Raw genomic sequence first — 13,995 nt, forward strand, 5'->3', positions numbered from 1 at the left:
AATAAGCGGTAATCGCTGTGTATTACCGCTTCAGGAGATGAACGAAAGCCTGCAGGACGCAGATTAAAGCGATTGAGTCTGGCTAATTTGAGCCCCGCTATCGTCAAAATAACTGTATGTCAGCGTGGCTCCGTGAGCGTTGGCGGGCAGGGGGTTTTCGGTGCTGTACTCACGTTCGCTGAATGGTGGGGTCATCATATCCATTTCCTGCAGGATATTAATCTTTTTCCCTTTGAGACTCAGCGTCATTTGCCCGAAAGAGACGTGATACGGCGTGGGATTGTGGCTCCGCAGCCGTGTTTCACCCGCGTTCTGTATCAGCGTGAAATTCACTTTCTTCATCGCAGCTTCGGGGGAGTGAGTCAGTCCTTTTGGGCGATAAAACACTTTCATTTGGGTGTTCATCGCCATGGCGACCTGCGGATTATCTTCATTATTGGAACGCTCTTTCGGCGGGATCTCGTACAAATTCAGCCAATAAACGGATTCTCGATCGCTGGCGGGTTGATTACCTTTGCTAATGATACGCAGGCTTTGCATTGATCCCGGCTGCATTTTAAAAACCGCAGGCAGCGGCAGGAAAGGGGCTTTGGCCTGATCCGGCGTGTTGTCTACGTCACCATCATCAATCCAGCTTTGTACCACTACGGGATATTTATTGGTATTAGCCAGCATTAGGGTATTTTCTCTTTCTCCCTGGAGAAAGATTATTCTGGTGGCGGAGGCCACAATACCGGCATCCGCATTGAGACTGATGATAAATAGCAGCAACATGGTTAGTGCGGATAACAGGTTTTTCCGCGTGCAGAGCGTATGAAATCGGATCATTGTACTTTCACCAAAACGTATGCGGTGGCATCGATTTTACCGGCGGTTGGTGCGCTCCCCGGCAGTTTTTTCAGCGTAGCGGTAAATTGGGTGGTGTAATTGTTATAACCGGCGGCGCTGCTGCCGTTGGCATTGGCGCCCGCGAGAATGGGATACCACCCAGCATTAGCAGTGGAGGTACAGTTACCGCTGCATCCTCCCCAGCCGACAAAATTCATCGGCGCACCGCTACTGTCTTCCAGCGTGATACCGACACCGGTGGCGATGCGGCTGTCGGTGCCGTACAGATCGGAAAGCAAATAGCTCACGCCGCCCGCCGTATTCACCAAACCTAATCCCTGCGCTTTCAAATACCCCGGTAAAGAGGTTTGGATACCGATTGAGGTTTGGCCGCTATTGATACCGGAAATGGTTCCCGTCTGGCATTCCACATCGACATTGATGCTGGCACTGCGGGTTTGGTCTTGCGCCAGTTCGCTAACGGTAATCGTGGGAAAAACCACATAAGGGGTGACATTGCGCACCACGCAGGTGTTTTTACGGCTCAGGGATGAGACCGGCGCGGTATTCATGCCAAAAGCCATATAGCGACCGGAACCCCAGGTATCGAAGCGGGTGGAGGAGTCATAGCCCGTTTCCGGCACATCGGCTCCCGGCCCTTTGAACACCACATAGCCATTTGGCTGATTACAGGTGTAATTACCGGAATATGTGTCTGCCGCCGGGCCGGGACAGCCCCAGGTTGAGGGGCCGGGAGTGCGATCCACCGCGGCGACTTTTTTTAGCTCTGCGCGTATCTGGCTGAAATGTTTGCCTTTGATTTGAATTTTATTACCGAGTATGTCGTATTTAGTCAGACGAACCTGCTGCCAGATTCGGGTGAATTCCATGCCGGAATCCACGTGAATCAGTTTCAGCGCGGTGTAAGGGAAAAAGGTTTGGAAATAGTTATCCCCCATATTGGTATAGCCGCCGACGTTACTGTCGCCATTGGTTGCAAAAACCTCGTACAGACTGTCTTTATCCGCCAGATCGCACTCGTAGAGCACCGTTTCCGGATTGGCTAACGCTCGCGCCGGAACCAGACTGATAATGCTAGAAGCCAGAATAGAATCTACTGGCTGAATATAATTACTGGTCATATTGATATTGCCAAAGCGTAGGGGCGCGCCGTTGCTGTCGCCGCCCAGGTTGTATCCTTTCCAGACGCATTTGGCATAGCCGGGCAGGCTCAGTGTGAGCGAGACGGAAAATAGCGCCAGCGGGAGAAAATAGCGTTTAAGCGTAATTTTTTGGCAATACGAGGTTGATGACATCATATAACTTCCTGAATTAGTGCATATCATTGGCACAAAGTGCGTCAAAAGCGATCAGCGGCTGTTTATCATCAACGCCGTCCAAATCGTAAGGCAGAATGCAGCGCTGGTGGTCGCCATCGCCCCATTTAATCGTGAGTTTTCCCTGTCGTTCATCGGCACGCAGATAAGCCTGACCGGCCTGTCCAACCATGCCCACCACGATATTTTCTCGGTTATACACGTTGGCTCCCATCGGAACGATGCTGGTATCCGGACGCTTGATGGTAATGAGCAACGGATAGCCGTTTAGGGTACGGAAAGTGACTTTCACCGCGGAACCGGCATAAGGCGCGATGCGGCGTTCGCCGTCCTGTAATTCGGTTTTGAAATCCATTCCCTGCGGATCCAGGGAAATAGTGTTGTAGCGATAAGGGGTTAAAGTCGGCACCAATGCATAGCCGAAGCGATCGATACTGGCACCTTGCCCGTACATCACTTTGGCTCCTTCGGCACCTTTGGCTTCCACTAACGCAAAGGTTTCACTGAGATAGGGGCCTAGGGTGACGCCACCGCCGTGCACGGCGACAGCACCGCGCGCGCTGCCAGAGGCCTGCCAGTAACCGGTACTGAGTGAGGCGCTGCCGCTCAGGCTGGTGACCGGCAACCGTTGTTGCAGACTGCCGCTCCAGGTGTTTTCTTTATTGCGTTGGCTGCGCGAGAAATCCAGGCTGTAGCTGGCAGACTGATCTTCACCGGTGACGCCTGAAAGAGAGGTTTGATAATTGGTACCGCTACTATTGCTGTGAATTGCGCCGATGGAAACATAAGGTGCACTCGGGCTGCTTCCCAGAGGGAATGACAGAGACAGCTGTGCCAGCGTTTCTTTTCCGGCGGGCGTTTGTAAGCCGCTTTCGATCGGCATACCTGTTATCGGATCTTCAAAATTGCCGCTGCCGGTCGAGCCGCCGGTCGTCTGGCGTGAAACGGAGAGATTCACATTGACCTGATTCCAGAGCAGCGTGGCGTAACCTAGCTGCAATTGGTTATCCCGACTGCGGCCATCGCGGTAATCCTGCGACGAGGCGGTGAAATACAGCGAGCCATAGTCCTGCAAACTCTGATTCATCGACATTTCAACCCGCGAGCGCTGCTGGTAGCTACCGGACTGCCAGGTTTCACCGCGACTGGTTGCTCGAACGCCAATGACATCGCCTAAATCACGATAGCCTTCGGTGGAATAACGATAGCCTGCCAGAGATAACGTGGTGCCCGTCGGCTGAAAGGTGCGGCTAAAGGAGGCGCGCACCATCCAGCCGTCTTGATGTTCATCATTAGGCAGTTGCGCGCTGGAGTAAGTGGTGTCGAAGCCCAGAGCGCCAATATAGTGAGCGAACACGCCGCCGAGCATAACGCCTTGATAACCTGAGGCTAAACGCAGGCCTCCGTTAGCGGTCAGGGCGTTACTGATACCGTACTGATAGGTTAGCTCGCTAAATGTTTCGCCATTCCCCACATCGCGTATCTGGCCGCTGGAAAAACTGTAGCGTGAAAAACCGGGGCGCAGTGATTCTGGCACCGAAGAAAAAGGTACGCGAAAGCTGCTGGTGGAACCGTCGGCTTCGGCGATGATGATCGTTAAATCGCCACCAAAGTTGGTGGCTGAAAGATCGGTTATTTCGAATTGCCCCGCAGACACGGCAGTTTGATAAATAGGACGATCATTCTGATAAACCGTTACGTTGGCATTGGTTTTAGCGATGCCTCGCACCACCGGCGCATAGCCGCGAAGGGAATCGGGCAGCATTCGGTCGTCGGTTGCCATGGTCACGCCTCTAAAACCCAGACTGGAAAAAAACTGGCCGGATGAAAACCCCTCGCCCAGCGTGATTTCGCTGCGCAGGCTTGGCAATGCGCGTTGAGCGTAAACCCGCGTGGTCGTCCAGTTTCCGCCGCGATTATTGTCATAGCGAAAGGAGCCCTGTTGGCGTAAACGCCACATGCCGGCGTTTACGCCGTTGGTTAGCCCAAGATAAGTGGAATCGGTATTCTGCGTGACGCCGTTGCGGTTATAAGCTACGTGATATTGGTTCAGATTATAATTACTGAAGCCTATGCTATCGCCGACGTTGAGGTTTTTCGGATCGACATAACCCCGAGGCACCTGCTTCACAAAACTTTGGGGTACGCCCAGATCGAAGCGTAATAAAGAATAATCAAAGTGCTGAGTGTTGCCCGGTAATAAAATTTCCAGAGGCTGACAATCTGTTTGTTTCTTGGCCTCTGCCAGTGCTTTATCGGCAATGCCCGCCTGAGCCAATTGTTCGAGAGAAAAACAGGCCTGAACCCCAGCGGTTTGCTGCGTGAATTTCAGATCTATTCTGTCGATAAAATGATTATTCATATAGAGATCGACCTGATAGATGCCGATCTCCAGATTATTCGCTTTATTAAATCTGGCGAGTGATCCTTCGCCTAGTGGGGAGCCACGTAATAAGGCTTCTTCAAAAACGTATTCATCTCTATTGCCATCATTAGGCACTGAGGCAAAGGCGGAGTGCGTTATCAGCAAACCCGGCCCCAGCGTATAAGACAACCAAGAGATTAATTTCACTTTCTATACCCACTGATTTCTTGATTAAACATAAACCAGTTATAAGCTATAAATGGTTGAGATATTCGCTCCGTAGTCGTTCACTAACGTAAGGGTAAGTTGCTGACCTTTAATCGCTTTTATTCCTTCTGGAATCGTCAGAATCGACGAAGATTTTGGGGATACCATCTCACTGCTGGCGAAAGAAATGATTTTATTATTCACCGTCATCTGCGCGTCTCGTAAGCTAATGAAATATCCGGTTGGGTTATTTATGATTATTTTCTGTCCGGTATTATCACTGAGGCTAACTTGTATTTTTTCATGCAGGTTATCGGTGTTTTCATTAAGCGCGGTTGGTCGATAAAATACCTTCAGGCGATTTTTTACAATCAGCACTAATTTATTATTGGCCTGTTTATCCGCTTTCATGGCGGGAATCTGTAGAAAGTTAAGATAGAAAACGGATTCGCGATCTTTGGGGAGATTACGTTCGATATAGGCCAGACGAACTACCTGACCGCTTTGTGGCTCCATACGAAATATTTGCGGAGTCAGTAAAAAAGGCACGTCGTCTTTGGTTGGTGATGACTGGTTATTACCATCATCCATCCAGATTTGCACCAAATTCGGATTATCGTCTTTGTTGCTGAGCTGTAATATTTTTTCCCGCGTGCCTTCCGGATAAACCACCCGCGTGCCTGTCATTACAACGCTTGCCTGCGCTGCAAAAGAAACAATGCTGGCCAAGGCCAGCAAGATGCAGGCAATGATGTTTTTAGCGTATATCGTCATTGGTATCTCATATTCTTGGCGTGTTGAATTAATTAGCCTGAACGGGTAGGCCAGCATCACTGGAATTATCAGGGGTAAGTAATGGCGTATTGTGCCGAAGCCATCACGCTACCGGCGACCGCATTTCCGCTTTCCGAAATATATTGCACGGAGAGATCCTGAGAGGCCGAAGTTGCGCCTGTTGCTAGCGTAATTCCCGGAACCTCAACGGGGCCGGAAGTTAAAATGACCGGGCGATCGGTTGAGTCTAATAGTTGGATTGCCACAAACTGAGCGGTACCGGTGTTACCCAAATTTCCGGCTGGGGTGACGTTCATTCCCTGGAATACCGAACTGATTTTGGTTTCTTTGCTGGCGACATTACAGCCGGTCAGGTTGATGGTGAAATTGGTTTTACCAGCGACGCTATTGGGGCCGGACAGACTGGCGGAAGCGACGGTGGGCAGTAATACAATCGGCGTATTTGCCGAGCCATTTATATCGACCTGACAGGTTTGTTCAGCTACCTCACCCTGAAACTTAATGGTGTTATTAGACGTGGCAGCCAATGCAACACCGGGCAAGGTGAATAGCAGGGCCATCAGTAGCGTTTTATTCATTCTGATCTCACTTACTTTATATGATTTAAGGACACAGACTTGTTCGGGGGGGAGGGCAAGATCTGCGAGGCACGGACGATGGCGATATCAACGACCGTGGTTAATCAGCGCGTAGTGTAGGTGGGATGACCTGCAAGCAGAATGAGAGGCGTCTTTGATTTCTATAGGAAACGTCCTACAAGCTTTGTAGGATAAAGGCTACTAGAGCTAAATAGGCTATTTTTTAGGAGGTTGGGTATTAATAAAACGGCGATTGGCGCTGAGCTTTGTTTTGTTATAGAGAAGCGTCATAGAGAGTAGGCAGAATTAAACGGGTAAAACGCCCTCTTTCGGTGATGGCGTTATTATCAGGCGCGGGTACAGGCCGTTTGCCCGAATTACCGGGCAGCGGCTTTGGCAATTTGCTCATTGGTTTGTATCAATAACGCCTGCCATATTGGCCAGTGTTCGGTTATTGCATGATGATTCCGACTGGATAACAAATCCTCAAACAGAATACAGCTTGCGACTAAATCCTCCGCGGCGACAAATTGAACGCCGCCTTTTATGCGATGTATCAGATTGGCAATTTCCTTGTAATCTGTTTCCCGTTCGAGGGGATTGTCACTTAGCTGAGTCATAATTTGCTGTAGGCGCGCCAAATCCAACTGATTACTGCTCAACAACGAGGCCAATAGCTCTTTTTCCACACCAGCGTTGCCACCGGAAAGCTGGCGGAGTTTACTGTGCATTGCGCGCGTATCTTCAGCCGCCTGCATCAACTCAGTCGGGACTTGGGCGGTGATAAAACCTTGCTGTGCCAGAATCATACGTAGGGAATCCAGCGTGACGGGTTTAATGAGGCAGGTATCCATTCCGGCTTTTTGACACTGCAACACGCTTTCTTCACGAGCATCGGCGGTACAGCCAATCACAATAATATGACTTAGCCGCTCATCGTTACGAATGCGATAAGTCAGCTCAAAACCATTCATTACCGGCATATTGTAATCGGTAATGACCAGATCGAACGTTTGTTCTTGCAGCAGCGCCCATGCTTGCGCACCATCATTGGCGGCGACTACCTGCTTCAGGCCGATGAACGCCAGTTGCTGGCGTAATACTTTACGATTCACCTCCATGTCGTCCACCACCAAAATATTCAGATGGCTGACTTGTTGCGGCATCGCGGAAAGTCTCGGTGGATTATCGGTTGCCACCGGTGTCAGTTCCGCCAGCGTCAGAGGCAGCGTGATAAACAGGCTGGTTCCTTTGCCCAGTTCACTTTCCATAGAAATATCGCCGCCCATCTTCATCACCAGTTGGCGACAAATCCACAGGCCTAAACCGGAGCCGCCAAAACGCGGCGATCCACCCTCATTGGCCTGACTGAATGGCTGGAACAGTGAAGCCTGCGCCGTATCGGAAATACCGATTCCAGTATCGGTAATATCTATGCTTATTATTCCCTGCTGAGGGGCGGTGGTTTCCCAGGTCACATCAATGGAAACGCCGCCTTGCTCGGTAAATTTCAGAGCGTTGCCCAACAGATTGCCAACAACCTGTTTCACCCGCAGCATATCTACCAACAATAATGGCGGTATTTGATCGTCAATCCAGCTGGAAAAGCGCAATTGACGCTCACTGGCGATAGGCTGATAAATTTGCAACAACCGCTCGAATTCAGCGCGAAAATCGGTCGCAACCGGATGTACGCTAAGTTGGCCAGCTTCAATTTTTGCCGAGTCGATAATGTCATCCAGCAGGCGAAGCAGCGATTGAGCAGAATTAGACACGGTTTTTAACGTTTCTTTTTGTACTGGCTGTTGGCCACGAATTTCCAGTTCCAGTAGCCCTAAAATGGCGTACATCGGCGTGCGTAGCTCATGGCTAATGGTTGCCAGGAAGGTACTTTTGGCTCGGTTGGCGCTTTCAGCCTCTAATCTGGCGGCTTCCAACTGGCGCTCGATGTTTTTACGCTGGCTAATATCCAGCCAGCCGCCTAATAGCCCTTTTTCAGCGCTATTTAATGGGATAATCCACAGGAAGATATCCCGCAGCTCGCCGCCAATTTCGATTGAAATATCCAGCATTTGCGGCTGCATATCCTGTAATACCTGTTGGCATAAATCATCAATTTGTCTATCCAGCGGAGTAATGAGCGGCCAGTCGGCATTGTCGCCATTTTGATTAAGCAGATCTTTTAGCTCATCTTCACGATCGGCGGCAAAGTAACGGTTGTAGGTCGCTAACTGCCCGTCGGCGGTGCGGATAAACACAGCGAACGGCAGGGCATTAATGATCGATTCCTGCTGTAATAATCGGGTATGTAATTGGCTGGCTTGACGCCGTTTATTAAATACCAGGTACCCAAGGTATAAACCGCATAGCAACAGCACCGCAGAGCTAATTTTAAGCAACAGCATCAGCCATTGGCTTTCAATAGAATCATCCGAGGCATACACAGGTTTGGGTTTATAAACGCTCCATTCGCTAATAATGCTATCCAGATCTTCCGGTGCAATGGAATCCAGCACTTTATCGATAATCGCTTTTAACTCTGGCACTTCCGGCCGGATAGCAAAAGCCATACCTAGGGGCTCTTCACTCGCGACCGCAACGATTTTAATATTGGGTTTGAAATCCTGCGAAGCAATAAAGTTGGCGGTCATCATATTTTTCAAAATAGCGTCAACTTTGCCCTGCTGTAACCAGCGCACCAGCGTCATGGTATCCGGCGCTTCGATAAAATTAATTTTCTGATTTAAGAATGGGTTGGAAATAATATTATTAGAGACGCTCCCGGCCTGTAATCCCACGCGTTTACCGGCCAGATCGGCGACATTATTAATATCCGTTCGGTCTTCACGCACTAATATTCCCCATAATGACTGGGAAAAGGGCGTGCTGAATAGCGCATCGTTATAAAGGCCATCGCGAACTGCCACGCCGGGCAGCATATCTATTTTCCCAGCGCGGAAATCTTGCAGCCCTTCACCGGTATTAGTGATAAAAACGGGTTCAAATTTAAGACCGGTACGGCGGGCAATCAAATTAATGAGTTCGACAGATAATCCTGCCATTTTCCCGGTACGACGATCGCGGAATATAATGGGAGCCAGATCGAGCGGAGCCAGATAAGTCACAATCGGATGACTATGAATCCAGTCTATTTCCTGCTCGGTGAGCAGCATTTTGGCATCGATATTGTAGTGATGTCGACTCCCAAACCAGCGCTGTTGAATATCGCCGGTTGCCCGGCTGGGCAGCAATTCCAGCACTACATTGAGATCGTCTATCAGCTTTTGATTGCTGGCTTTTGCCAGAAAGGAATAAGGCGCCGGGTGATAGGGGGCGAAATTGCGGATTTGTAACGTCAGCAGCTGTAGCTGATCGATTAAGTAGTTGGCTGAGGTCGCGTTAGCGACAAAAACATCGGCGTTACCATAGGCCACCGCCAATAATCCTTGTAGTTGGTTGGGATAGGCGACGATATTATCATTATGATAATTAAATAAAAATTCTGGTGATAGCGGTTCATTATTTACAATCGCTACGGTTTCAGGATGGCGGCGTTGGGTTGGGTCCCAATCTTTGCTGCGGACTTCGACGTGACGGTTAGTGAAGAAAGCGTGGGAGGCAATTAGCCCCGGCTGCGCCAGCATCGGCGTTCCTGCCATTAAATCAATCTGACCGTTTTCTAACGCATTGAGCACCAGCCCGTAATCGCAGTATCCGATCATCTGGAATGATAACTGACTGGAATCACTAATTATTTTTAGATAGTCGGCAACGATGCCTTCGATTGAATTATCATCGCGATTCACGACGAAAGGGGTGTTAGCGTCGATCACCACGCCCACTCTCAGGGTGCGGCGGCTGGATTGGCGCGTATCGATTTCTGGCGTTAACAGCAGGTCATCGCTGTAATTCTTGGCGATGCTATGTAACGTTAGCGGTTGGCCGGTATCACATCCCAGCCGGCTATTTATCGGTGCGGCCAGCGCAGGCGCGACAAGTATAAATAGCAGGAAAAACAGCCATGTAGATGGCTGGCTACACCAGATTGTGGGTATGCGCATAGTCAGCCAGCTCAATCACTGAGGATAGCCCCAGCTTGGTTAAAATGCGGGTTTTGTAGGTGCTGACCGTTTTATTACTAATAAACATCTCATCGGCGATTTGTTTATTGGACAATCCATTGACCAGATAACGCAAAACGTTAATTTCCCGTTCAGACAACATGCGCGCGCGGTTGACCGAATCATGGCTGGAAGGTTGCCCAGCGAGCTGGCTTAAGGCCTCGGATGGGAAGAACGAATAACCCCGCAGGACGTTTTGAGCGGCGAAGAGTATTTCGCTAATGTCTTTGTTTTTGCTGATAAAACCGTTGGCACCAGCTTGCAGTGCGCGCACGGCAAAAACCTGTTCGTTTTTGGCTGACAAGAACAACGACTTGCCGGTGAATCCACGCTGTTGCAGTTTTTTCAACAAAGAGAAACCGTCGAAGTTGGGTAATTCGATATCAATAATCACTAAATCAACAGGCTGGGCATTTAACATTGCCAGCGCTTCATTACCGTCGGCGGATTCATAAATCGCTGAGAATTCATTGTTCTGCGATAATAAGGCGCGGATAGCGACGCGAATTGCGGGATGATCATCGATTATCATTACAGACTTCATAAATACTCTCCAAAAAACGTTATTTTAAGGATATATCAAGCATAGCATGCTGAATTTCCCGGCTGACAGAGACACGAATAGTAAGATAAAAGAGACCACAATTAATGACTACCAATCCGCAATCAAACAGATTCTAATCACTGCTAACATATTATCAAGAAAAGAATTTTTTGATTACAATCCGTTATTGTTTCATCGCGATAGCCAGCTTCTGATCTAAAGAAAAATGAATGTATTCGGCGTTGGGATTTATCTTAGCTTAATCATAATGCTAGATTTTAAATTGGAAGGAATATATAAACTTATTGATAATGAATACTATTATTCAGCGATTGTGATGCGTTTAAATTTTCCCGTCGGGTTTCGTGTAAACGTAAATAAACCGCACAAAAAGATCCTAACGTAAAACACATAAGCAAAAAACCCGACTAAGTTTCCTTAATCGGGCTTCTCTAATATGGCTCCTCTGACTGGACTCGAACCAGTGACATACGGATTAACAGTCCGCCGTTCTACCGACTGAACTACAGAGGAATCGTGTGAACGGGGCGAATAATAGCGAGGTGAGAGGGGGATGTCAAAGGGGAATACGTTAATTTCGATCGTTTGCTCATAGAATGCGCAACTTATTGAGATTTTGTCATTTTTCGCACCATAACCCGCCTTTTTTTGCATATCAAGCAGATTGTAATCCCTTTGCGAGCGCCGTTAAGGCTGGCCATCGTGTATGGCCAATGAGCAAATAGGCTTTTTGGTCGGTTAAAACGAACATGCCGTAGGGATGAATCTGCAGAAAATAACTGTCCCCCGGTGCGGGTTGAAGTTGACGATATAGCGACTGTGGAGCGCCAATTTGCATGATTTTGCCTTTATTCATCACCAATACGGTGTCTGAAACGGCAAAGGGTTCGCTTTGAACGTGAGTAACATGCAGTGAAGGGATATTAAACTGCTGCTGCAATTCACGAATTTTATCGCGCATGCTGAGGCGCCGGTTGGCACCCAGATTACTAGCGGCTCGTTGAATAACAGTACCTTGGGTTTTAGGAGCAAAGCGCGAGCCAGGGTCACACGCTGTTGCTGGCTGCCAGAAATTTGAACGACATAACGATCGGCAAAACCGCCCACACCCGCCAGCGCTTCTTTCACCCGATCGTTAATTTCAGCCTTTGGGCGACCAAGCATTTTCAGACCGTAACCAATGTTTTCCCCTAGAGACATATGCGGGAACAGGGCGTAGGACTGGAATACCACACCAATATCCCGTTGCTGGATGGAACGGTCAGTCACATCCTCACCGTCAATAAAAGTTTGTTCGTCGCTGAAGCCCCGACCTAATAGCTGAGTAAAGTTATTCAGCGGCAGAGTGTCATCCGCGCACCAGTGGATGGTGAAACTGCCGTAGAAAATACTGCCGGACAGCAAGATGTTAAAGGCGATCCCGACATACAGCATCGCCGTGGTACCCCAAACCAGTATCACCGGTAGCGGTTGTACGTCTGCGCGAGAGGAGTTACCGGAAATGGTGACGTAGGAACGTTTAGCTATCCACATATAAGATCAGCGGCGCCAAACGTAACCCTTGCGGTAGCAGTATAGTGGCGTTCTGGCTCTCATCGCTCAGGTAAAAACTGATGGTCCAAAGAGCCAGTCAACTGAGGGTGAAGGATCTCGCTAAGAATAGCGAAATCCCCAGTGAGCGGAGCCGTAGCATGTCAGTGAGCGGTCAGCAGTTGATGGTGTAGTGCAAAGTGAACCAGTTCGACCGTTGTTTCACAGTTCAACTTACCCAAAATATTGGCGCGATGAACGTGAATGGTTTTATGGCTGAGAGCGAGCTGATCGGCAATGGACTTTACGCTAACGCCGCTGACCAGAAGTTGAAACACCTCCTTTTCCCGAGGCGTTAAGACATTCAACTGCTTAGGTTGCTGAGGCATGTGGCGCAGCGCTTGCAGCGCATTGGCACACAGATACAGCCCGCCGCCGCTAACGGATCGCACTGCCTGCACCAGTTCTTCCGGGCCGCAGCGCTTAGTTAGGTAACCGCTGGCTCCGGCATCGACCGCACTTTGCACAAAGGCGGTGGTGTCATAAATGCTCAGAATAATGGCGCGAAACTGCGGATGCTGTTGGCGCAGACGCTTGAGCAGGCTCAACCCACTTTCATCCGGCATAGAGATATCCAGAACCGCAACGTCAACATTGGTGGTTAGCAGATTTTGCCAGGCTTCAGCGGCGCTGCCGTACTCGCCGACAATGCGAATATCCTTTTCTAAAGATAATAATTGAGCAAACCCGGAACGAACCACTACGTGGTCGTCAATCAGCGCGACGTTTATCATAACTTTGTAATAATTTGGGAGAGTTATAAACATCATGCTTATCAATTCTTGTTTGGGCAATAATTGTTAGTGAAAATGTTGAGAGGTTAACAATTTAAAATGAAGAATGATCGAAGGGGAGAGGCACCCCCCTCTGGCGTCCGTAGGATTTCGGCACTTGCCGGAGAGGGATGGAAGGGCGATCAACCCAGCGTTTTGGCGCGATAAATTCGCTGTGGACGTCCAACCTTGCCGTAAATGATTTCCGCCTGTAGCGCATTGTTTGCAGAGCAGAATTCCAGATAACGCCGAGCGGTTGTGCGGCTGAGCCCTAAGGTCACGGCCACGTTTTCGGCGGTATACTCGGCATCACTATCGGCGAATAAAGCCTGAATTTTATCCAAAGTGAGCTGATCGATACCCTGGGGCAATACCGATTTTTGCGTACCCCGGGCGTAGGTGTTGTACATTGCGTCAATTTGGCGCTGGCTGACTTTATCGCCTTCCTGCAAAGCATGATGCCGGTGACTAAAGCGTTCCAGAGAGTGCTCTAGCCGCTCGTAAGCCACGGGTTTTATCAGGTAATCGAATACGCCGTAGCGTAATGCTTCAGCAACGGTGTCCATATCGCTGGCTGCGGTGACGAAAATGACACCGAAATTGCTGCCTTCAAGAGCCAGTTCCCTCAGGAATTCTAGCCCAGAGCCGTCGGGCAGGTAGTTATCCAGCAGGATCAAGTCCGGTTTAAAACGTGCCGCCATGCTACGCGCCTGCTGTAGATTTCCGGCTAACCATACCTGGCGGCAATAATTGCTTTGCTTGATAAACTCCGCGTGCATTTCTGCCAGTGGCGTTTCATCTTCCACCACTAAAATGTTAAGCCATTCCATGGGATC

Annotated in this window: 9 protein-coding genes, 1 tRNA gene and 3 pseudogenes; all 13 read right to left on the minus strand. The window is 49.3% G+C overall.

Going from position 1 to position 13,995, the window contains the following annotated elements:
• Window positions 1-63: 63 nt before the first annotated feature.
• Window positions 64-828, minus strand: coding sequence for a fimbrial biogenesis chaperone (locus tag PL78_RS17305; protein ID WP_084414347.1), 765 nt, complete (start codon window positions 826-828; stop codon window positions 64-66).
• Window positions 825-2,144: a fimbrial protein gene (locus PL78_RS17310; RefSeq protein WP_084414387.1), complete on the minus strand. Its 1,320-nt coding sequence runs from the start codon at window positions 2,142-2,144 to the stop codon at window positions 825-827. The genes PL78_RS17305 and PL78_RS17310 overlap by 4 nt, the downstream gene beginning before the upstream one ends.
• 16 nt (window positions 2,145-2,160) lie before the next feature.
• On the minus strand, window positions 2,161-4,737 hold the full coding sequence (locus tag PL78_RS17315) for a fimbria/pilus outer membrane usher protein (protein WP_064517510.1): 2,577 nt from the start codon (window positions 4,735-4,737) through the stop codon (window positions 2,161-2,163).
• Window positions 4,738-4,776: 39 nt separating this feature from the next.
• Entirely contained in the window at window positions 4,777-5,511 is a 735-nt protein-coding gene (locus PL78_RS17320) for a fimbrial biogenesis chaperone (protein ID WP_064517513.1), read from the minus strand.
• Window positions 5,512-5,579: 68 nt separating this feature from the next.
• Window positions 5,580-6,110 carry a fimbrial protein gene (locus PL78_RS17325; protein ID WP_064517515.1) on the minus strand — a complete coding sequence of 177 codons (531 nt, stop codon included), beginning with the start codon at window positions 6,108-6,110 and terminating at the stop codon, window positions 5,580-5,582.
• Window positions 6,111-6,487: 377 nt separating this feature from the next.
• A complete protein-coding gene (locus PL78_RS17330; RefSeq protein ID WP_084414348.1) occupies window positions 6,488-10,171 on the minus strand; it encodes an ATP-binding protein in 3,684 nt (1,227 codons plus the stop codon).
• Window positions 10,146-10,775, minus strand: a complete 630-nt coding sequence (locus tag PL78_RS17335) for a response regulator (RefSeq protein ID WP_064517517.1) — start codon at window positions 10,773-10,775, stop codon at window positions 10,146-10,148. Before PL78_RS17335 ends, PL78_RS17330 begins: the two co-directional genes overlap by 26 nt.
• 458 nt (window positions 10,776-11,233) lie before the next feature.
• Window positions 11,234-11,309: transfer RNA gene (locus PL78_RS17345), tRNA-Asn, on the minus strand.
• A gap of 217 nt (window positions 11,310-11,526) precedes the next feature.
• Window positions 11,527-12,098 (minus strand): annotated as a pseudogene (locus tag PL78_RS17355) (ATP-binding cassette domain-containing protein); the annotation flags it as partial.
• Window positions 12,093-12,332, minus strand: a pseudogene (locus tag PL78_RS20840) (iron ABC transporter permease); the annotation flags it as partial. The pseudogenes PL78_RS20840 and PL78_RS17355, both read right to left, overlap by 6 nt.
• Window positions 12,331-12,489: pseudogene (locus PL78_RS20845) on the minus strand (MASE1 sensor histidine kinase); the annotation flags it as partial. The pseudogenes PL78_RS20845 and PL78_RS20840, both read right to left, overlap by 2 nt.
• 1 nt (window position 12,490) lies before the next feature.
• Window positions 12,491-13,120 (minus strand): response regulator transcription factor, encoded by a 630-nt coding sequence (locus PL78_RS17360; protein WP_064518533.1) that lies wholly within the window; start codon window positions 13,118-13,120, stop codon window positions 12,491-12,493.
• 182 nt (window positions 13,121-13,302) lie between these two features.
• Window positions 13,303-13,989 (minus strand): two-component response regulator DpiA, encoded by a 687-nt coding sequence (dpiA, locus tag PL78_RS17365; RefSeq protein ID WP_064517528.1) that lies wholly within the window; start codon window positions 13,987-13,989, stop codon window positions 13,303-13,305.
• Between the last annotated feature and the right edge of the window lie 6 nt (window positions 13,990-13,995).

Source organism: Yersinia entomophaga, from assembly GCF_001656035.1.
In the GTDB taxonomy this organism is placed as follows: domain Bacteria; phylum Pseudomonadota; class Gammaproteobacteria; order Enterobacterales; family Enterobacteriaceae; genus Yersinia; species Yersinia entomophaga.